General features: G+C 68.8%; 21 protein-coding genes, 1 tRNA gene and 3 pseudogenes. 15 read left to right on the top strand and 10 right to left on the bottom strand.

The window, feature by feature from the left end; all coding sequences use genetic code 11:
* Positions 1 to 4 precede the first annotated feature (4 nt).
* Positions 5 to 763, bottom strand: a complete 759-nt coding sequence (locus MKAN_RS12375) for an STAS domain-containing protein (RefSeq protein WP_036394550.1) — start codon at positions 761 to 763, stop codon at positions 5 to 7.
* The gene (locus MKAN_RS12370; protein ID WP_023368635.1) at positions 756 to 1778 is read right to left on the bottom strand and encodes a chemotaxis protein CheB; all 1023 of its coding nucleotides are present in this window, start codon (positions 1776 to 1778) and stop codon (positions 756 to 758) included. Before MKAN_RS12370 ends, MKAN_RS12375 begins: the two co-directional genes overlap by 8 nt.
* Positions 1779 to 1948: 170 nt before the next feature.
* Here MKAN_RS12370 and MKAN_RS32735 point away from each other — a divergent pair.
* Positions 1949 to 2236: pseudogene (locus tag MKAN_RS32735) on the top strand (glycosyltransferase family 1 protein); the annotation flags it as partial.
* Between the two features lie 32 nt (positions 2237 to 2268).
* On the opposite strand, the gene MKAN_RS12360 reads toward MKAN_RS32735, so the two are convergent.
* Positions 2269 to 3159, bottom strand: a complete 891-nt coding sequence (locus MKAN_RS12360) for a glycosyltransferase family 2 protein (RefSeq protein ID WP_036394552.1) — start codon at positions 3157 to 3159, stop codon at positions 2269 to 2271.
* Positions 3160 to 3261: 102 nt separating this feature from the next.
* On the opposite strand from MKAN_RS12360, the pseudogene MKAN_RS12355 reads away from it, so the two are divergent.
* From MKAN_RS12355 to MKAN_RS12330, 6 genes and pseudogenes are all read left to right on the top strand, one after another.
* Positions 3262 to 3513: pseudogene (locus MKAN_RS12355) on the top strand (hypothetical protein); the annotation flags it as partial.
* Positions 3514 to 3521: 8 nt separating this feature from the next.
* Positions 3522 to 5162, top strand: a complete 1641-nt coding sequence (locus MKAN_RS12350; protein WP_023368631.1) for a carbamoyltransferase family protein — start codon at positions 3522 to 3524, stop codon at positions 5160 to 5162.
* Positions 5159 to 5575, top strand: a complete 417-nt coding sequence (locus tag MKAN_RS31980) for a hypothetical protein (protein WP_023368630.1) — start codon at positions 5159 to 5161, stop codon at positions 5573 to 5575. The genes MKAN_RS12350 and MKAN_RS31980 overlap by 4 nt, the downstream gene beginning before the upstream one ends.
* Complete coding sequence (locus MKAN_RS12340; protein ID WP_023368629.1) at positions 5572 to 6603, top strand: glycosyltransferase family 9 protein; 1032 nt, start codon at positions 5572 to 5574, stop codon at positions 6601 to 6603. Before MKAN_RS31980 ends, MKAN_RS12340 begins: the two co-directional genes overlap by 4 nt.
* A pseudogene (locus MKAN_RS12335) lies at positions 6600 to 6906 on the top strand (SIS domain-containing protein); the annotation flags it as partial. The gene MKAN_RS12340 and the pseudogene MKAN_RS12335, both read left to right, overlap by 4 nt.
* A gap of 140 nt (positions 6907 to 7046) precedes the next feature.
* Positions 7047 to 7892: an SDR family NAD(P)-dependent oxidoreductase gene (locus MKAN_RS12330; RefSeq protein ID WP_023368627.1), complete on the top strand. Its 846-nt coding sequence runs from the start codon at positions 7047 to 7049 to the stop codon at positions 7890 to 7892.
* 77 nt (positions 7893 to 7969) lie between these two features.
* Here MKAN_RS12330 and MKAN_RS12325 read toward each other — a convergent pair whose 3' ends face one another.
* The gene (locus tag MKAN_RS12325; RefSeq protein ID WP_036394439.1) at positions 7970 to 8713 is read right to left on the bottom strand and encodes a cutinase family protein; all 744 of its coding nucleotides are present in this window, start codon (positions 8711 to 8713) and stop codon (positions 7970 to 7972) included.
* Positions 8714 to 8910: 197 nt separating this feature from the next.
* Between MKAN_RS12325 and MKAN_RS12320 the strand changes: the two genes are divergently transcribed.
* Entirely contained in the window at positions 8911 to 9867 is a 957-nt protein-coding gene (locus MKAN_RS12320) for an esterase family protein (protein WP_023368625.1), read from the top strand.
* A 5-nt stretch (positions 9868 to 9872) separates the two neighbouring features.
* Here the strand turns inward: MKAN_RS12320 and MKAN_RS12315 are convergent, their stop codons facing one another.
* Positions 9873 to 10445: a hypothetical protein gene (locus MKAN_RS12315; protein WP_023368624.1), complete on the bottom strand. Its 573-nt coding sequence runs from the start codon at positions 10443 to 10445 to the stop codon at positions 9873 to 9875.
* Positions 10446 to 10680: 235 nt separating this feature from the next.
* On the opposite strand from MKAN_RS12315, the gene MKAN_RS12310 reads away from it, so the two are divergent.
* Positions 10681 to 11673, top strand: a complete 993-nt coding sequence (locus tag MKAN_RS12310; protein ID WP_023368623.1) for an acyl-CoA dehydrogenase family protein — start codon at positions 10681 to 10683, stop codon at positions 11671 to 11673.
* Positions 11674 to 11686: 13 nt separating this feature from the next.
* Complete coding sequence (locus MKAN_RS12305; RefSeq protein WP_023368622.1) at positions 11687 to 12469, top strand: endonuclease/exonuclease/phosphatase family protein; 783 nt, start codon at positions 11687 to 11689, stop codon at positions 12467 to 12469.
* 211 nt (positions 12470 to 12680) lie between these two features.
* On the opposite strand, the gene MKAN_RS31130 is transcribed toward MKAN_RS12305, so the two are convergent.
* Both MKAN_RS31130 and MKAN_RS12300 read right to left on the bottom strand, forming a co-directional pair.
* Positions 12681 to 12842, bottom strand: coding sequence for a hypothetical protein (locus MKAN_RS31130; RefSeq protein ID WP_023368621.1), 162 nt, complete (start codon positions 12840 to 12842; stop codon positions 12681 to 12683).
* 63 nt (positions 12843 to 12905) lie between these two features.
* Entirely contained in the window at positions 12906 to 13445 is a 540-nt protein-coding gene (locus MKAN_RS12300) for a cysteine hydrolase family protein (RefSeq protein ID WP_036394564.1), read from the bottom strand.
* 225 nt (positions 13446 to 13670) lie between these two features.
* On the opposite strand from MKAN_RS12300, the gene MKAN_RS12295 reads away from it, so the two are divergent.
* The 5 genes from MKAN_RS12295 to MKAN_RS12275 all read left to right on the top strand — a co-directional run bounded on the left by MKAN_RS12295 (position 13671) and on the right by MKAN_RS12275 (position 16959).
* Positions 13671 to 13940: a hypothetical protein gene (locus tag MKAN_RS12295; RefSeq protein WP_063476932.1), complete on the top strand. Its 270-nt coding sequence runs from the start codon at positions 13671 to 13673 to the stop codon at positions 13938 to 13940.
* Positions 13941 to 14099: 159 nt separating this feature from the next.
* Positions 14100 to 14402 (top strand): DUF4193 domain-containing protein, encoded by a 303-nt coding sequence (locus tag MKAN_RS12290; RefSeq protein WP_023368618.1) that lies wholly within the window; start codon positions 14100 to 14102, stop codon positions 14400 to 14402.
* A gap of 50 nt (positions 14403 to 14452) precedes the next feature.
* The gene (locus MKAN_RS12285; protein ID WP_023368617.1) at positions 14453 to 15877 is read left to right on the top strand and encodes a cytochrome P450; all 1425 of its coding nucleotides are present in this window, start codon (positions 14453 to 14455) and stop codon (positions 15875 to 15877) included.
* 32 nt (positions 15878 to 15909) lie between these two features.
* Positions 15910 to 16137, top strand: a complete 228-nt coding sequence (locus tag MKAN_RS12280; RefSeq protein WP_023368616.1) for a DUF4190 domain-containing protein — start codon at positions 15910 to 15912, stop codon at positions 16135 to 16137.
* Positions 16138 to 16266: 129 nt separating this feature from the next.
* Positions 16267 to 16959: an SDR family oxidoreductase gene (locus MKAN_RS12275; RefSeq protein ID WP_023368615.1), complete on the top strand. Its 693-nt coding sequence runs from the start codon at positions 16267 to 16269 to the stop codon at positions 16957 to 16959.
* 29 nt (positions 16960 to 16988) lie between these two features.
* On the opposite strand, the gene MKAN_RS12270 is transcribed toward MKAN_RS12275, so the two are convergent.
* The 3 genes from MKAN_RS12270 to MKAN_RS12260 all read right to left on the bottom strand — a co-directional run bounded on the left by MKAN_RS12270 (position 16989) and on the right by MKAN_RS12260 (position 19179).
* A tRNA-Pro gene (locus MKAN_RS12270) sits at positions 16989 to 17062 on the bottom strand.
* Positions 17063 to 17116: 54 nt separating this feature from the next.
* The gene (gene cds1 / locus MKAN_RS12265) at positions 17117 to 18226 is read right to left on the bottom strand and encodes an L-cysteine desulfhydrase Cds1 (RefSeq protein ID WP_023368614.1); all 1110 of its coding nucleotides are present in this window, start codon (positions 18224 to 18226) and stop codon (positions 17117 to 17119) included.
* Positions 18223 to 19179, bottom strand: a complete 957-nt coding sequence (locus MKAN_RS12260) for a metallophosphoesterase (protein WP_023368613.1) — start codon at positions 19177 to 19179, stop codon at positions 18223 to 18225. The genes cds1 and MKAN_RS12260 overlap by 4 nt, the downstream gene beginning before the upstream one ends.
* Between the last annotated feature and the right edge of the window lie 11 nt (positions 19180 to 19190).

The following is a 19190-nucleotide window of genomic DNA, read 5'->3' as shown; positions in this document are numbered from 1 at the left end:
GCCGTCAAAACCCGTTTTCGGGGCCAACCAGTGCCCATACGGTCTTGCCGGACGAGGTCGGCATGCTGCCCCACGCCCGGCACAGCGCCGCGACGATGGCCAGGCCGGACAACATTTCGGCGCCGCGCCCGGCGTCTTCGTGTCGCACCGCGGGACGATGGCTGTTGTCCTCCACCGCAACGGTGACGGTGTCGCGGTAGTTCTCCAGCACCAATACCGGTGCGCTGTCGGTGTGCGCCAGCACGTTTTCCACCAGCACCGTGGCCACCGTGGCGGCAGCGGCCGCGAGATCACTTCTGGCCCATGCGGTCAGCCACGCCTGGATCAGTGAGCGAGCCACCCGGACGCTGACCGCGGTGGCCGGAAGCTGGGCGCGGCTCCGCCGCCGGCCGTGCAGCGAAACAGCGGCCACCGCTCTGAGCGCCGACTCTCTGGTCGGATGCGCCGGCACGTATCGCGCCACCCCGACGCTGGTGATCACCCGCCGGGTCCGGGGGTCCTGGCAGGCGAGCAGGATGGGCACGTCCGGCCAGCTGCTGACGTGCCAGCGGGCACTGGTGAACACCGACCAGGCGGAGGCCGACGGCACCGACAGGCGGTTCGCGTCGACGATCACCGCGCGCGGTTCTTCCAGCGCCGCCTTGATGACGGCGTCGCGCAACTCGCGATAGGTCAGGCTGTCGAGCACCCCCTCGAGCACCAGGACCACCGCGTCGTCCAGGTGCTCGACGTCGACCACCACGTGCCGGTTGTGCTCAGTCATCGTCATCACCCGGGTCGCCCCGGTGGGAAACGCCCGCCGACAGTCGCTGGCCGAGGACAGCCAGCGCCCGCTCGGTCTCCTCGGCCTGAGCCAGGTAGCGCTGAAGAAGCGGACCGCGACCGGCCTTGGCGGCCAGATGCCGCGCCAGTCGCGCCTTCTCCTGCAGGCTGCGCAGCGCCACCCACAGCGTGCCCTCGATCTCGCCGTCGCGGGCGGCCAGCAGGGCGTCGGCCGACCAGGCGTGGCCGACGTGGCAGCGATAGTTGCCGTCGCCGATCAAGACCAGTGATCCGTGGCAGTCCGGGCAGGTGTAGCCCGACGCGGCGCCCAATTCCCGGGTGTCGAAGTCGGTGGAGAAAGGAGCGGCCATGGCGATGCGGTTCTCGAGCTCCAGCGCGGCGTCCGGCTCCATGGTGGGCTCCTTGCTCTGCCGGTGCGACAGCTCTTTGAGTACTGCGCCGATGTCGGCGGCCGCGGCCTCGCGGTCCAGTACGCCGGCATGTCGGGCATTGGTCGGCATCGACGGAAACAGGGCATCCCCGGCGGTTTGACCGATGGTGGTGCCGCTGCGGGAGCGGATCGCCGCGAGACCCAGCACGCCGTCGTCGAGCACACCGGACAACAGCACCCCGATGGCGCGCGGCCCGAAGGCCAGCGCCGCCGAACGAAACAATGCGTTGATCGCGGGGCGGTGCCCGTTTTCGGTCGGTCCGTGCGACAGCACCACCCGGTGGTCACTGACCAGCAGATGACGATCCGGCGTGGCCACGTAGATGCGTCCCGGCTGCAGCGCAGCGCCGTGCTCGGCGGGCACGGCCGGCAGGGGACCACTGCGATCCAGGATCCGCGCCAGCACGCTGGGTGCGCCCGGCGGCAGGTGCAGGGTCACCAGGTAGGCGTACGGCAGGTCCGGCGACAGGCCGGCCGCGAGACTGCGCAGCGCTTGGACACCGCCGGCCGAGGCGCCGACTGCCACCACGCCGCGCAGCTTGCCGTGTTCGCCGGTTTCCTGCATGACCGCCCCTGAATACCCACTTCAAGGTTAGGTAACCGCCTTGGCGGTGGGTAGGTCAGACGCGGAAGCGGGGACCGCGAAATCGTCGCGAAAAAGCCGTTTAGCGAATCGCCCTGAGGGTATTTGGCTCGCCATGTCGCGGCGTGACGTCAAAGCGGTGCTGGTGGCATGTGCACGGGTCCCGGACGCAGGCGTTCGTGGCGGGCCGGCATCGGTACCTGGTCCCGCTGGCCGGCGATGGTGATGCCGAAGGCCGCGGCCTGGCGGGCCGGTCGTGGCCCAATGCGGAACAGGTCACGCTCGAGGAACTGGGCCGGCACGACATCGACGTCCTGGTGCTGCAGAACCCGCACGAGGCCGCGCTGTGTGCCAGGTGGACGGGCCGCGGTGCCGGCCGCGACGTGCCCGCGGTGTACGTCGAGCACGACGCCCCCGCGGCCGCGCGCCGAGCGCAGCCGCCAGGTCCGGGTGATTCCGATGCCGTTACCGCTCACCGGCTTTCGAGTAGCCGCAGCGACCGCTCGACCGGCTCGGGCAGTCGGCGCCGCTCCCGCAGCGCCTTCGGCAGCGCACCGAGCGCCTCGAATAACGCTGCGGCGTGGGCGGTGTCGTGCGTTGCGGCCCAGGCCAGGTCGGCGGAGGCGCGGATGCACCGGTCTACCGGCCGGCGCAGGCATGCGGTGAGCATCTCGTTGCGCAGCACGCGGGCGTGCTGGACGCGGTTCGGTTTTCGCGCCGCGGACGGTTGGTGGTATGACACCAGCGCACGGCAGAAGCACAGATCCCAACCCTGCGCGGCCAGATCCCAGGCCAGTAGCGCCTCTTCGCCCCGGAAGTGCAGCAGCGGGCTGAATCCGCCGGCCGCCTGGAACGCCGCCCTGCGTACCAGCGCCGAGCACGCCTGGAAACCCAGAATGGACGGCCCGGGCAACGCCGCGCGGCGACCCAGCGGACTGTTCGCGAGTTCGTCGACCAGCGGGTCGTCACGGTGCTGCGGCCAGACGACGGTACGGCCGGCCAGCAGCGCCACGGTGGGGTACCCGTCGAACAGCACCTCGGCGAACTCGACCGCCTCGGGCGCCCACCAGGAATCGTCGTCGCAGAACGCGACAAACGGTGTGTCGCAGTATGCCACACCGATGTTGCGAGCCACCGCGCCCTGGTTGCGGGTCAGCGGTATGACGATCAACCGGCCGCCGGAGCGGGCCGCGATCCGGCCGGCGGTCGCCACAGAGTGGTCATGAGATGCGTTGTCGACCACGACGATCGGGCAGCGGGTGGTGTCCAGCAGACGTTCCAGGACGGTGCACAGCTCGTCGGCCCGATCACGCGTCGCGACGACGAAAGAAGTCCGGGGCCGGCTTGCAGAGGGGACCGCCATGTCCGAGTCCACTACCCCGGAATCGTGCTGGCAAAACACGTTTCATCATCGAATTCCCGGGTACCAGACGCGGGTGTCTGGAATGTCGCGTGTTTTTTGGTCACCGAGCTGACCGTGCTCGAGGTCGCCGAGCTGATTCGTGCGCTGGCCGACAGCGGCTCGACGATCGAATTCGGCCCGCCGGCCGTCGACGACCCGCCGCGCCGCTGCCCCGACATCACGCTGGCACGGCGACGGCTGGGCTGGTGGCCGCGCGTCGACCACCGCACCGGGCTGAGCCGGACGCTGCAGTGGTTGCGGATGACGCCCGACCACTCGCGGCGGGTCCCGGCTCGCGAACCGCTGGCGACATAGGAGGTCCGGTGCGAATCCTGGGTATCAATGCGGTATTTCACGATCCGGCCGCGGCTCTCGTGGTCGACGGGCAGGTGGTGGCGGCCGCCGAGGAAGAGCGGTTCTCCCGGCGTAGACACGGCAAGCCGGCGGTGCCCTTCTCCACCTGGGAGCTTCCCGTGGCGGCCATCCGGTGGTGCCTGGATCACGCCGGTCTGCACCCGGCGCAGATCGACGCGGTCGGCTATTCCTACGACCCGGCGCTGATGTACGAGGAACCGCTCGACCCGGCCGGCCTGGACCGGGACTGGGAGCACTTGCGCACGCTGTATGCACTGCGCGCGCCGCGGTTCTTGGCATCCGCCGTGCCCGGGCTCAATCCGGAAGTGGTGCAGCATGTTCGCCATCACGTCGCACACGCGGCATCGACGGCGCTGGCCTCGCCGCACCCGGACACCGCGGTGCTGGTGGTCGACGGTCGCGGCGAGCGAACCTCGATGCTGGCCGGGGTGTACCGCGACCACAAGCTCGACGTGCTGGTGTCGCAGCGGCTGCCCGACTCGCTGGGGCTGCTCTACGAAAGTCTCACCGAGCACCTGGGTTTCGCGCACTCCAGCGACGAGTACCAGGTGATTGCGATGGCCTCCTACGGCCGGCCCAGGTTCCTCGGAGAGCTGCGCGACCGGGTGTACGCCTGCGCCGACGGCGGGTTCCGCACCAAGCCCATCGAGTGGGAGGAGTTGGCGCCGCGGCGCGCCGCTCACGCCGAGGGTCTGGACCCGGTGCACGCCGACCTGGCCTGCAGCGTGCAGCGCGTCGTCGAGGAGGTGTTGCTGGACCTGGTCGGCTGGCTGCGCGACCGTACCGACGGCGATGCACTATGCCTGGCCGGCGGCGTGGCACTCAATTGCGTTGCCAATACCCGCATTTACGCGGAATCCGGCTTCGACCGGGTGTGGGTACAGCCCGCCGCCGGTGACTCCGGCACCGCGCTGGGCGCCGCGCTGGCGCTGGCGGCCGCCTACGGCGAGCCGATCGTACCGATGCCGACGGCGCAACTGGGCCGCGGCTGGTCGGACGCGCAGATCCGGGCCACCCTCGACAGCGCTGCCGTCACGTATGAAGAGCCACAAGATATTTCGGCCGCCGTCGGCGACGCGCTGGCCGCGAACCAGCTGGTCGGCTGGTTCCAGGGCCGCGCCGAGTTCGGTCCGCGGGCCCTGGGCGGGCGCTCACTGTTGGCCGATCCCCGTGATCCCGCCAACCTGGAACGACTCAACTCGGTCAAGGGCCGCGAACAGTTCCGGCCGGTGGCGCCGATGGTTCTCGCCGAACGTGCCGCCGAAATCTTCTGCCGCGGCCCGCTGCCCAGTCCCTACCTGCTGTTCGTGCACGACGTCGTCGAGGCGTGGCGCGACCGCATCCCCGCGGTCACCCACGTCGACGGCACCGCACGCGTCCAGACCGTCGACAAGGCCGCCGATCCGCGGCTGCACGCGACGATCAGCCGGTTCGCCCAGCGCACCGGGGTGCCCGTGCTGGTCAATACCAGCTTCAACACCGCGGGACGGCCGATGGTGGACACCCCGCGGGATGCGCTCGAGGTGTTCGGCAGTTCCCCGATCGACGTGCTGGCCATCGGCCGCTATCTGGTCAGGCGCCGCCGATGAGGTCCGGCTACGCGATCGTCGCGCCCGCCGTCGGCCGAGAGTCCCTGCAGCACTTGATCATTGCGCTGACCCACGGGGCGGGTCCGGCACCTGCGGAAGTGGTGGTGTCGGACGACCGGCTGGGTCCGGCCACCGCCCTGGAAGTGGGCCGCGGCCTTCCGTTGCGGGTGCTGGCCGCCAGGCGTGCGCTGCGGCGGCTGCGGAAACGCGGGCTGCTGCTCGCCGTCGTGACCAACCAGTCCGGGGTGGCCCGCGGGCTGATCAGCAGCGACCAGCTGGCCGCCGACGCCGACGCGGTACTGATGCCCACCGCGCGCACCCTGCCGGACGAGATCGACCGCGCGCAGGCCCGCGCCCGGGTGGCCGCGACCCTGGACGAGGCCGCATCGGTGGTGCTGCGGGGGTGCCGATGAATACCCGCGCGAATACCGCGATCGTGGCCCGGCTCGACGGCGCCGGCGACGTGCTGATCACCGGCCCCGCGGTGCGGGCCGTGGCCGCCTACCACGACCGGGTCGTGATGCTGGTCGGGCCACGCGGCCGCGATGCCGCCGAACTGCTGGTCGGGGTCGACGAGATCGTGCAATGGCAGGCCCCGTGGGTGGATTTCGACTCGCCCGAGCTGACCGCCGCCCACGCGGATGGGTTGGTCAAACAGCTGCGCGACATCGCGCCCGCCCGCTTGTACATCTTCACGTCGTTCCACCAGTCGCCGCTGCCGCTGGCGTTGCTGGCCAAGATGGCGTCGGTGCCTTGGGTCGGCGCGATCAGCACCGACTACCCCGGCGCGCTGCTGGATCTGCGACACCAGGCGCCCAGCGGAGTCCCCGAGCCGCAGCGGGCGCTGTCGCTGACCGACGCGGCCGGTTGTCCACTGCCCCCCGGCGACGACGGCGCGCTGCGGATCCGGGCGCTTGATCCGCTGCCGAGCCGGCTGTCGGCCCGGATCGGGCCGGACCCCTTCGTGGCGTTCCATCCCGGCGCCGCCGTGCCGGCGCGGCAACCGAGCCAGGACCGTAGCGCGGCCATGGTGGCGGCGCTGGCCGAAGCCGGGTACCGCGTGGTCGTCACCGGTGGTCCCGGCGAGGCCGCGCTGGCCGCCGCGGTGGCCGGCGATGCGGCCGTCGACCTCGGTGGCCGGACCAGCCTGGCGGAGCTGGCGGCGGTGTTCGCGGCGGCGCGCGTGGTCGTGGCACCCAATACCGGGCCGGCGCACCTAGCTGCCGCCGTGGGTACTCCGGTGGTGTCGTTGTTCGCGCCCGTCGTCCCGGCCGCACAGTGGCGTCCCTATGGCCGGCGGGTCAGTGTGCTCGGCGATCAGTCCGCACCGTGTCGCGCCAGCCGCGCCGGGGCCTGCTCGGTGCCCGGCCATCCCTGCCTGGACGGAATCAAAGACGCCGAACTGCTGGCCGCGGTGCGGTGGAGAGGAGGACCGCCGTGATCGAAGTGCACTTCGATGCGCTGCGGGATGCGGTGGGCCGGACCAGCTCGCAGGCGCCTGCGCCGGTGCGGGCGGCAGCTGGCAGCGGTGCTGAACGGCGGCGGCCGGCTACTGGCGTGCGGCAACGGCGGCAGCGCCGCCGAGGCCCAGCACCTGACGGCCGAACTCGTCGGGCGCTTTCGCGACGAGCGTATTCCGTTGTCGGCCATAGCCTTACATGCGGACACTTCGGCGGTGACGGCCGTCGCCAACGGCTACGGCGAAGAGGAGATGTTCGCCCGGGGTTTGCGGGCCCACGCCAAGCGCCGACGGCGGACAGGCGGATCTGAGCGCTGGGAAACGGCGCGCCGCAGGGGTTCTGAAACCGATGTTTAGCCGCGGTTTCACCGGGTAGGACCTGGGCTGGGGGATGCCGGCGTTCGGGACCGGCAAGCGTGGAGGACATGGAATTGACTGATGACAGGGTCGTACCGATTCGCCCGGCTGCACACAATGACCCACGCGGGCGTGCTCGAAAATCGCACCAGCGCGGCGAAAACTCGCCCGGGGGGTTGGCCCTGGTCACCGGTGCCAGCAACGACGTGGGCTTCGCCTTTGCCAGACAGTTCGCCCGGCGCGGATACGACCTGATCGTCACCGACTCCTGCGACGAGATCCACACCGCCGCGGCCGCTCTCAGCGGGCTGGGTACCAACGTTCAGCCGATCCAGGTCGACGCGCGGCTCGCCGAGCGGCCCGACGTGTTGTACCGGCGCGTGCGGGCCGCCCGGCAACCCGTGGTGGCGGCCGCGCTGAACTCACCGGTCGACGGTTACGACCTGGACGACAGCCTGGAAAACGTGCTGCAGGAGATGGTGGCCGGCATCGGTCAGACCATGCGGCTGGCTCGGCTGCTGGCCGAGGAGATGGTCGTGCACGGCCGCGGCGGCATCATCTTGACCGTGTCGCCGGCCGGCGCCGCATCGGACCAATCGGACCACTCGGACCACCAGGTCGCGGTGTACCGGGCCAGCGCGGCTTTTCTCAGAGAGTTCGCCCAGACGCTGCAAGACGAGTTGGGCCAGAGCGGGGTGCGGGTCACCACGATGCTGCCGGAACCGGTCGGTCCCGGCGGTTCCCGGATGCACCGCGCACTGGCCAGGGTGGATGTGGCGCTCGACCATCTCAGCCAGCTGGCCGGCGCCGCGTGGCATCCGCGCATCCTGGCGGAACTGGCGCGCCGGCTGATCCGCGATGACGTGAAATGGCTTGTACGCCAAATCATGTCGCTGTCCGGGGAAGCGGTGTGACGCGGTGGGTGCTGTCGGGTGATGGGGCACATTCGGCGCACCCACCGCGTCACCGGGGTGGAACGGGAAGCCGTGTGTCAGTTGCCGAAGCCGCCGCCTGGAGACGCGACGGTCATAGGTCCGCCGGGACCCGCGCCCAGGCGGCTGGCGGCGAAGTCGACGCCCTTGCCGATCATGCCGCCGTCGTCGGCGTAGGTGTTGTGCGCGGCGAAGTTCATGCCGTCGGAGCACACCGGGTCTTCGGGGGCGCAGACCTTGATGGTCTTGCCCTGGTAGGCCGGGCCGATGTTGACCGGCGGCTCACCGAGGAAGTTCATGGCCCGAACATTGGGTGGTCCGAACAGCACGACGGCGGCGACGTGGTTGGCGACATCGGGTGCCAGCGGTTTGGGCACGGTCGCCGGGTCGACCCCGTCCGGCACCGCCGGGGAGGTGACGAAGCCCATCACGGCCGCGCCCTGGGAGTAACCGCCGAGCACCATTTTGGTGTTGGGGCAGCCGCCGGCGGTGGAGACGACGTGCGCGCCGGCGTCGCGGATGCCGTCGACGCCGGTATCCCACTGGTCGCTGGCGGGGTAGTTGACCGCGTAGACGCCCATCGAGCGGGCGCCCAGACGGGAGCGCAGGCCGTCGACGAAGGCCTGTCCGGTGGGACCGACACCGGGTGGTTCGCCGGTGCCGCGGGCGAACACCACCTCGACGTCGGGGCAAGACCGGGCGTAGGCGGAGGGGATGGCAGTAGCCGGCAGGACAGTAGCGCTGAGGACCCATGCGGCGGCTGCCGCGGGACCGACGTGACGAACAATACGAGAGGCATTCATGCCGCAGGAAGTGCCCTCCCGCCCGCATCCCCAAACCCCGAATTTTTTCGGCGCCTCGGATCGGCTCGGCCACCGTCGTTTCCGGCGGTTGAAACCCTGCGGCGCGGGGTACCCGCAACCCGGTTTGGTCGGTAGGGCGCGGCTTGGCCCGGCACCTGAGCGAGCGAACAACAATCCTCCGATGAAAGGAGCCGGGAATGGGCACCAAGAACAATCGGGACAATCGTTGGAAGCGTCGATTAACCGTCGCCGCGCTCACGACCGCGGCGCTGCCGTGGCTGGTGGGTGTGGTCGGGGGCGAACCGAAGGCGCGGGCGGCCGCGCCCGAATTTCTGCAGGTGCCGTCGGCGGGCATGGGCCACAACATCACCGTGGAGTTCCAATCCGGTGGAGCCCCGGCCGTTTATCTGCTCGACGGCCTGCGCGCCCGCGACGACCGCAGCGGCTGGGACATCGAGACCAACGCCTTCGACGAATACGCCGGCTCCGGCATCTCGGTGGTGGCGCCGGTGGGCGGGCGTTCCAGCTTCTACTCCGACTGGTACGGATCGGCCAACGGTCAGACCTACAAGTGGGAAACCTTCCTGACCAGCGAACTGCCCGGTTACCTGGCGAGCAGGGGCGTGCGTTCCACCCGCAATGCGGTGGTCGGCGTCTCCATGTCCGGGTCGTCGGCGATGATCCTGGCGGCCTACCACCCGCAGCAGTTCGCCTATGCCGCGTCGCTGTCGGCCTACATGACGCCCTCCAGCGGCAACGGCCCGACGCTGATCGGCTTGGCGATGGGCAACGAAGGCGGGTTCAACCCCCAGGACATGTGGGGGCCGACGGGCGGTCCCGGTTGGCAGCGCAACGATCCTACCGTGCAGGCCGGACGACTGGCCGGCAACAACACCCGGCTGTGGGTGTACAGCGGCAACGGCACTCCCTCCGAAATCGGCCAGGGCAGCATCCCGGGACAGGTCATCGAACAGGTCGTGTTGCAAAGCAATGATGCGTTCAAAAACGCCTACACTGCCGCCGGCGGCCACAACGCCGTGTTCAACCTCGACAACAACGGCGTGCACAGCTGGGGCTACTGGGGAGCCCAGCTGGCTGCGATGAAGCCGGACATGCAACGGACGCTGGGCGCCGGTGGCGGCGGGCAGACGTGACGCTCTCAGCCACGTAAGCCGAGCCGGCCGGCCAGCATCAGGAATGCGGCCGCGAAATCGTTGTCGTCGGTGGCTTTCTCGATGTGGTCCCAGTCCAGCTGTTCGCGCACCGCGCGGGCGGCCGGGATCAGGTCGGCGAAGTTGCAGTGATGCTCGGTCAGGGCGCGTAACTTTTGGGTGAAGACCGTCGTAGGCGGCAATACCGGCATCGAAATGGCAAGCACCACACGCTCTTCGGCGTCGTCGAGGTCCGCCGGCCCCACCGGCTCACCGTTGACCCGGTGCAGCACGTCGACGACCCACTCGCCGTTGTGCGCCTTGAGTAGCCAGTCTTCCGGTGGGCGTTCGATAAGGAAACCGGCATCGGCGAGCGTGGTGGCCGCGGCCGGCGCGTCGGCGTCGGCGACCACGATGTCGACGTCGTGGCTGGGTTCGGGGGCGCCGTAGGCCCACAATGCGTAGCTGCCGGCCAACGCGAAGCGCGGCCCGTGTTCCTTGAGGGCTGACGCGGCATGGCGTAACGATTCCCGTAGCCCGGGGTACGGCCCGCCGCCTGAGCACCCACCGGCGACGGCCATGGCGGCCGTCCAATCGGGCGCCGTATCGGGCGGCCTGGGCGAATTAGTCATCGTGGATACGGCATACCCTGCCGGAGTCGTCGGCAACCCGGCCCACCATGACTGTCGCGGACTATCGGGCAGTCGTTTAATCGCCCGCCGAAATCGGGTATCAGCAACGTATGTCACCCATGGCGCCGAGTTGCTACGCACGGGCCGTGGTGGTGACTTTCGTTCGTGACGGACGGGTGCGCGCGTGACGGCCGGGCTGGTGGAGCATTGGCTGGAGTCGGGGCGGCTGGAGTTGCCGCTGCCGGCCTCTGGGCGCACCGCCGAACGCTGGCAACGCCTGGCGCAGCTGGCCGAAGAGGACATCGCGGCGGCCCGCATCGCCGAAGCCCATGTCGACGCCGGTGCCATTCTCAACGAGTTGGGCGGTAAGCCGCCGCAAGCAGGCCAGCTGTGGGGCGTGTGGGTGGCCGAGTCCGCCGACGCGGTGCTGCGGGCCAGCCGCATCGCCGGCGACGAGTATGTCCTCAACGGCATCAAGGTGTGGTGTTCGGGTGCCGGATTTTGCACACACGCGCTGGTTACCGCGGTCCTAGATGACGACAAACGGGGCCTGTTCGCGGTGACCGTCACCGACCCCATCGTCAAACCCTTGCCGAGCACCTGGTGGAACCCCGGGATGGCCGGCAGCGACACCCGATCGGTGCAGTTCAGCAACGTCCATGCGATTGCGGTGGGGGAACCCGACGCCTACCCGAACCGGCCCGGCTTCTGGCACGCCGCGATCGGGGTGGCGGCGTGCTGGCTGGGCGGCGCCCGCCGGGTCGCCGACCCGCTGTACCGCTGCGCCGGAAGCCAGTCGGCCGACGCCTACGCGCTGGCGCATCTCGGCGCGGTGGACGCCGCGCTCGCCGCTGGAGAAGCGGTGCTGGCCAGCGCCGCGGAGCGGATCGATGGCGATCCGTTCGATCGGTCCGGCACCGCGCAATTGCTGGCTCGCCGTGCCCGCGCCATCGTGGAACACGCGGTCGACGAGGCCATCACTCGAACCGGCCGCGCCCTGGGGCCGGGACCGCTGTGTGAGGACGGTCGACACGCGCAGCGCGTCGCCGACCTGACCATCTACATCCGACAAAGCCACGCCGAGCGCGACCTGGCCGAACTCGGGCGCCTGGCCGGGCAACACCATTGCGGGCCGCGGCGCCGGGCAAAGGCGCCCGAGCCGCGGCCATGCCGTTAGCCGACCGATAGTCATGCGGGTGGCGACCTTCAACATCCTGCACGGCCGCACGGTGGGCGATGGGGTGGAGGTGCAGCGGTTGTGTGACTGCGTGCGCCGTATCGACCCCGACGTGTTGGCGTTGCAGGAAGTGGACTGCGACCAACCGCGATCGGGCCGGGCCGACCTCACCGCGGCGGCTGCCGAAGCCATGGGCGCGGTGGCACATCGGTTTGTGGCCGCGATCTCGGGCACGCCCGGGGCAACGTGGATGGCCGCCACCGGCGATGAACAGCCCGGGACCGCGGCCTACGGCATCGCGCTGCTGTCGCGCTTCCCCGCGGCCAGCTGGCAGGTGGTGCGATTGCCCCGTATTCCGGCGCGCTTCCCGATGTACCTGCCGGGGCCCGACAAAGTGATGATCGTCGACGAGGAGCCGCGGGCGGCCGTCATCGCGCGCCTGCGCACCCCGTTGGGCACGCTCACGGTGGCCAACACGCATTTGTCCTTCGTGCCCGGCTGGAACCGGTGGCAGCTACGGCGCCTCGCTCACGACGTGCGCGGCTTTCCCTGGCCGCGGCTGCTGACCGGGGACCTAAACCTGACTCCGGCCGCGGTGCGCCGATGGTCGCGGATGCGGCCGTTGGCAACGGCCGCGACATTTCCGGCATCCGCCCCCGACCGGCAACTCGACCATATCCTGACCGACGATCCCGGTCTTCGCGTCGGCGCGGCGTCGGCCGAGCTGATGCCGATCTCGGATCATCGGGCGCTGCTGGTGGATCTGGACCGGGCCTCGAAAACGGTGTTGATCTAGTCACGGCGGGGTCCCGGCGCCCGTCGAAAACACATGTTTCACATGGGTCCCAGGCCCAAGTAGTGCGCAATGTGTGCCCACCTGATAGCGACAACTAGGCCCGACGCCGCACCGAGGTTGTCGCTCACAGCTGGGCAAAACGAGACAGCACAAACCGGCGGTGACTGATGTGGCTGATGAGAAAGTCGATGTTTCCTACAGCGTCGACGGGTCAGTCCTCTTGACTGCGCGCCTCCGCGCCGGTTTCCCCGCTGCCGAAGTCGTCGTCGGCGGAGCCGAGTCCGACGTAGCTTCCTTCGTCGTCGCGCGACTTGGCGATATGCGGGTCGAACTCCACGTCGGACTCGGCCTTCTCGGACTGACGTCGTGTCATATGGCTGCCTCTCGGGTAATAGCTAGAGCGCCCACATTCCCCGGTTGGGCCGATTGCAAACCCTCACCGCAGACAGCGCTCCGCGGGCAGCAAGGTGGCGCTCATATTGCGTTTCATCATCTTCAGCGCGGCGGCTCCGAGTTCCTCGTCGATGTGCGCGACGGCATCGGGTGGGACGACGACCTCGTAGTGGCGCAGGTAGCCGTCGAGCGCGCTATAGAGGATGCACTGCTCGGTGACTTGGCCGGTGAGCACGATGCGCCGGGTCTTCAGCCGATCCAGCAGATACTCCAGTGCGGTGGCATAGAACACGCTGTGGCGCACCTTGGTGATGATCCGGCAGCCGGCTTTCGGCACCAGCGGTTTGACCAGGTCAGGACGCTCGCCGTCCAGCGCGGCCGAAATGATGGCACGATGGTCGGCGGTGAAGTCGCCGTGGTTGTCGTTGACATAGATCAGATCGACGCCGCGGTTGTGTTCGGCGTCGCCGACCAACCCGACCAGCGGATCGATGATGGCCGCGACGTTGGCCGCCAGCTGTTCGGCGTCGGGATGGCGGTAGTCGTTGAACATGTCGATGACCAGCAAGGCGGTATCACTCACCGACCAGTGATACCCCGGCAAGTGGCCGGCCATTCGGTTTGGGGGCCACGGGACGCCGGGTAACCACTGGCAGTGACCTCACAGCTACCCGGCAGAGCGGTTACAGATTGGATGGAGTGGAAATAGTTTCCATAGGCTATTGTGATGGTCACACCGATACGGCTGGGAGTGAGCATGCTTGACACCGGAATTAGCGTCGTTTGTTCTCACCGCACGACGCGGCCAGTGGCCGGCGAGCGCGGTGCCAACGTCCCCGGTTTGGTGGCCGCAGGTCTCTGGGCAGTCGGCCTCGTCGCCGGCTTGGTGCTGCTGGCAACCGGGCATGAGGTGGTGGCCGCGGTGATCCTGGTGGTGGCCGTCATGTCGCCCTGGTTCGGGCTGGCGGTCTCGCGCAGCCGAATTCCGGCATCTGGATCCGGAGAGCCCGAAACCATGCCCAACGGCTGGCACGGGATGAAATCCCGGCTCGCTGAGTCGGCCTCCTTGGAGGGTTGACCACCCCCTGAAAGCCGCTGCAGGCCGCTGAAAGCCGCTGAAAGCTTCGACGATTTCTTTCTGTTGACAGGTGTGGCCGATATCCGAACGGGGTATTGACTCTGCCACGAGGTGACCACAGCACGTGTAACCCGGTCACTGCGCAGAAAGGAACGCACCATGCCGACCGCTAGCGATTACGATGCACGCCGCGTGTCCGACGCCGAGACCGCGGACGGTTCGGTGCTGCGCGAACTGACACCGGCGTTGCCCAAATTGTCCACGGCGATCGTCGACGACGATCCGAACGAGGCGCCATTGTTCGAACTGCCGGGTGCGGATCTTTCCGGCGAAGAACTATCGGTAACGGTGATTCCCCAGCGCGCCGACGAATTCACTTGCTCGCGTTGTTTCTTGGTGCAGCACCGCAGCCGGTTGCGCAGTTCGGCCGGCGAGCTTCCGGTGTGCGCCGACTGTGTGTGACCGGCCCCCGCCGGCCGGCCTTGACCTAGCCGGCGGCGCCGTGTTGTGTCGTGGGCGTGGCTGTTTCGCCTGATTCGGAGCCCGAGTTGGCCGGCTCACCGGACGTGATACGCCGGCCACCCGGGCTGCCGGCCCCCCGGCCGTTTCGTACGGCTTTTGCGGCGGCGTATGCGGTTGCCTATCTGGTGGGTGGGGAGCGCCGGATGCTGCGGCTGATCCGCCGCTACGGCCCGATCATGACGATGCCGATCCTCACCTTGGGCGACGTAGCGATCGTGTCCGATCCGGCGCTGGTGAAGGAGGTTTTCACCGCTCCCGCCGACGTCCTGCTCGGCGGCGAGGGCGTGGGTCCCGCGGCGGCGATCTACGGGTCGGGGTCGATGTTCGTGCAGGAGGAGCCGGAGCATCTGCGGCGCCGCAAACTCCTGACACCGCCGTTACACGGGGCCGCCCTCAACGGTTACGTCCCGATCATCGAAGACTCCACCCGTGCGGCGATGCGCAGTTGGCCCGTCGACCGTCCGTTCGCGCTGCTGCCGGCGGCGCGGGCGCTGATGCTGGACGTGATCGTCAAAGTCGTTTTCGGCGTGCAGGATCCCGACGAGGTGCGACGACTCGGCCGGCCGTTCGAACGTCTGCTGAACCTCGGTGTCTCAGAGCAGCTGACGGTTCGCTACGCACTTCGTCGCTTGGGCACGTTACGCGTGTGGCCGTCGCGGGCCCGGGCCTTCCGGGAGATCGACGACGTCGTCCTGCCGCTGATCGCCCGACGGCGCAATGACCCGGGCTTGACCGAGCAACGCGACATCCTGGCGCTGCTGATGTGCGCGCGCGGCGACGACGGTGAATGGTTGTCCGACAGCGAGATTCGCGACGATTTGATCACCTTGATGTTGGCCGGCCACGAAACCACCGCGACCACGCTGGCATGGGTATTCGATCTCTTGCTGCACCATCCCGAGGCGCTGCGGCGAGTGCGCGCCGAAGCCGTCAGCGGCGCGGAGGATTTCACCACCGCGGTGATCAACGAGACGCTGCGGGTACGGCCGCCCGCACCCCTCACGGCACGCGTTGCCGCGCAACCGTTTCGCATCGGCGACTATCTGGTGGATGCCGGAACGCGCATTGTCGTCCACATCATCGCCATCAACCGCAACCCCGGCGTCTATGACCATCCCAACGAGTTCCGGCCCGAGCGATTCCTCGGGGTGCGCCCGCAAACCTACGCCTGGGTGCCCTTCGGTGGGGGCGTGAAACGTTGTCTGGGCGCGGCCTTTTCGATGCGCGAGCTGGTCACCGTGTTGCACGTGCTGTTGCGTGAGGGGGAGTTCAGCGCCGTCGACGACCGGCCCGAGCGCATCGTGCGGCGCTCCATCATGCTGGCGCCCCGCCACGGCACCAGAGTGCGGTTCCGGCCTCGGCTCCAAGAATCCTTTGAGAATCTTCCAAGCGCCGGCTCGGATGCTCATCGCTAGCGACATGGTCCAACGCGAAGGGGATAGCCGATATGACCACCTACCAGCGGGTGCCGGAGCGCGAGTCCAACATGTACGCTCCGGCGGCCTTCGCGTTCGCCGTGGGCGGCGCGGTGGTGTTGAGCGTCATCTGCGCTATCGCCGCGCTCGCACAGGTCAAGGCAACCGGCGAAGGCCGCGGCGAAGCGATCGCAGGCCTGGTGATTTCGGCCGGCTGGATCGTTTTGTTTGCGGCGCTGACCCATTGGCATGTCATTTAGCCCGCGCGCATCTTTGTAGCAATCTCCAGTGGTAGCACCCCGAGCGGACCGCGTTAGCTTGGTTCTGCGGGAATCACCACGCGGCCCGGGCCGGCTTGACGGTCCCATGACGATTGGAAAAGGGGAACCATGCGGATCGTCGTGATCGGTGGCACGGGTGTGCTGGGGTCGAAAGTGGTCGACAAGCTGCGGGAGCACCACCACGACGCGGTTGCGGCGTCGCCCAGCACCGGCGTCAACACCCTGACTGGGGCAGGCCTCGACGAGGCTCTGCGGGGGGCCAACGTCGTTGTCGACGTGTCGAACTCACCGTCCTTCGACGACGATCCCGTGATGGAGTTCTTCACGACATCGACCACCAATCTCGTGGCCGCCGCTCGTGCCGCCGGCGTCGGGCACTACGTCGCGGTGTCGATCGTCGGGTGCGATCAGCTGCCCGAAAGCGGGTACCTGCGGGCGAAGGTCGCCCAGGAGAAGCTCATCGAGGAATCGGAGCTGCCCTACTCGATCGTGCGCGCCACCCAGTTCGCGGAGTTCACCGACGCCATCGCGGCGTCGATGACCGTCGGCGACGAAGTGCGCGTCCCGGATGCGCTGATCCAGCCCATCGCCGCCGCCGACCTCGCCGCCGAGGTGGCCCGGGTGGCCGAAGGCAAACCGTTGGGCGGCATCGAGAATGTCGGCGGGCCGGACAAGATCTCGTTCGAGCAGATGGCCCGCGACGTCCTGGCGCGACAAGGCCAGACCAAGAGCGTCGTCGTCGATCCCGAAGTCGGGTACTTCGGAACGCCGCTGGCCCGGAACAGCCTGGTCACCGCATAGGCGTCGAAGCGGTGCCTGTGATCACAAGGTCGGGGTGGCGGGATTTGAACCCACGGCCTCTTCGTCCCGAACGAAGCGCGCTACCAAGCTGCGCCACACCCCGCTTGAAGCCACGACAGCCTATCGCACCGGGCCGTCGGCTCGCCAAACTGCCGGCTCAAGGGTTCCAGGTGCAGGAGCGTTCGAACTCGGCCAGGGCCGCCGCCGGACCGCTGGGATCGAGCCCCTGCGCACTCACCCAGTCGTCGTCGAAGTAGGTGTCGGCGTAGCGGTCACCGCTGTCGGCGAGCAATGTGACCACCGAACCGCTGCGGCCGTCGGAGACCATCTCGGCGAGCAAGCCGAACGCGCCCCATAGATTGGTGCCCGTGGACGGCCCCACCCGGCGTCCCAGCACGGTACTGACGTGGCGGGCGGCCGCGATCGACGCGGCGTCGGGAACCGACACCATGCGGTCGACCACGCTGGGCAGAAACGACGGTTCGACCCGCGGCCGGCCGATGCCCTCGATCCGCGACGACGCGGACATCACGACGTCGGACCGACCTTCGGCGTAGGCGGGGAAGAACGCCGAATTCTCCGGGTCCACGACGCACAGCCGGGTCGCGTGCCGCCGGTAGCGGATGTAGCGCCCGATCGTCGCGCAGGTTCCGCCGGTTCCGGCACCGACCACGATCCAGTCCGGGACGGGGTGTTTCTCTTCGAGCAGCTGTGCGTAGATCGACTCTGCGATGTTGTTGTTGCCACGCCAGTCGGTGGCGCGCTCGGCATTGGTGAACTGGTCCAGGTAGTGCCCGCCGGTCTCGGCCGCGACGCGTTCCGCCTCGGCGTAGACCTGACTCGAGTTTTCGACGAAATGGCAACGGCCGCCTTGTGCTTCGATCAGTGCGACCTTCGCCGCGCTGGTCGCCGCCGGCATCACCGCGACGAACGGCAGGCCCAGCAGGGACGCGAAGTAGGCCTCCGACACCGCCGTCGAACCCGACGACGCCTCGACCACCGTCGTGTTCTCCCCGATCCAGCCATTGCACAGCGCATACAGGAACAACGACCGCGCCAGCCGGTGTTTGAGGCTGCCGGTGATGTGTGTCGTCTCGTCCTTCAGGTACAGCGCGACGTCAGCGTCGGCACACCAGGCCGACGGCAGCGGGTAACGCAACAGGTGGGTGTCGGCGCTGCGCCGGGCGTCGGCCTCGATCAGCCTGATCGCGTTGTCCGTCCAGCTGCGGGACAGGCTGCGGACCGCGATGCGGGTCCGATCGCTCACCGCACCGAGACGCTCGGCTGCGAACGGCCCAGGTTCGTGCTCGAGTCCCGGCCGCCCATGGGGCTGGCGATCAACGTCAACAGGGTGGCTTCGGGCCGGCAGCTAAACCGCACCGGCGCAAACGGTGACGTCCCGATCCCGGCGGAGACATGCAGCCGCATGTTCGGGCCCCACTGTGAGGCCCCCTTGGCCCGCGACCGGTCCAACCCGCAGTTGGTGACCAGGGCCCCGTAGAACGGCAGGCACAGCTGTCCGCCGTGGGTGTGGCCGGCCATCACCAGCTGATAGCCGTCGGCGGCGAAGCGGTCCAGCACCCGAGGCTCCGGTGAATGGGTCAATCCCAGCCGCAGATTTGCGACCGGGCTTGCCGGGCCCGCGATCGTGTCATAGCGGTCCCGGTCGATGTGGGGATCGTCCACGCCGGCCGCGGCGACGTGCAGCCCCGCCACCTCGAACTCGCGACGGTTATGGGTCAGGTCGAGCCAGCCGCGCTCGGTGAACGCCGCCCGCAGATCCTGCCACGGCAACGGTTCGCCGTGGACGCGGTGCCCCGGGTTGATCAGGTAGTTGGCGGGGTTCTTCAGGCGTGGCCCGAAGTAGTCGTTGCTGCCGAAGACGAAGACGCCCGGCCGGTGCAGCAGGTCACCCAGGGCCTGCACCACCGCCGGCACCGCCTTGGGATGGGCCAGATTATCGCCGGTGTTGACCACCAGGTCGGGCTCCCAGCTGGACAGCTCGCGCAACCAGGCCTGTTTACGTCGCTGGTCGGGCCGCATATGCAGGTCGCTGATATGCAGGACCCGCAGCGGTGTGGAGCCCGGACTCAGCACGGGCATGGTGATCTCGCGTAGCACGAACGCGTTGCGTTCGATGAGCGCGGCGTAACCGATCCCGGTGACGATCGAGCCGAGCGCGACGGCACCGGTGCGTAACAGGACGGGCGAAACAGCCATGCAGGCAGCCT

Origin of the sequence: Mycobacterium kansasii ATCC 12478 (assembly GCF_000157895.3) — a bacterium.
Taxonomy (GTDB): Bacteria; Actinomycetota; Actinomycetes; order Mycobacteriales; family Mycobacteriaceae; genus Mycobacterium; species Mycobacterium kansasii.
Note: the sequence above shows the minus strand (reverse complement) of the source record. Positions and strands in the feature narration are given on the sequence as shown.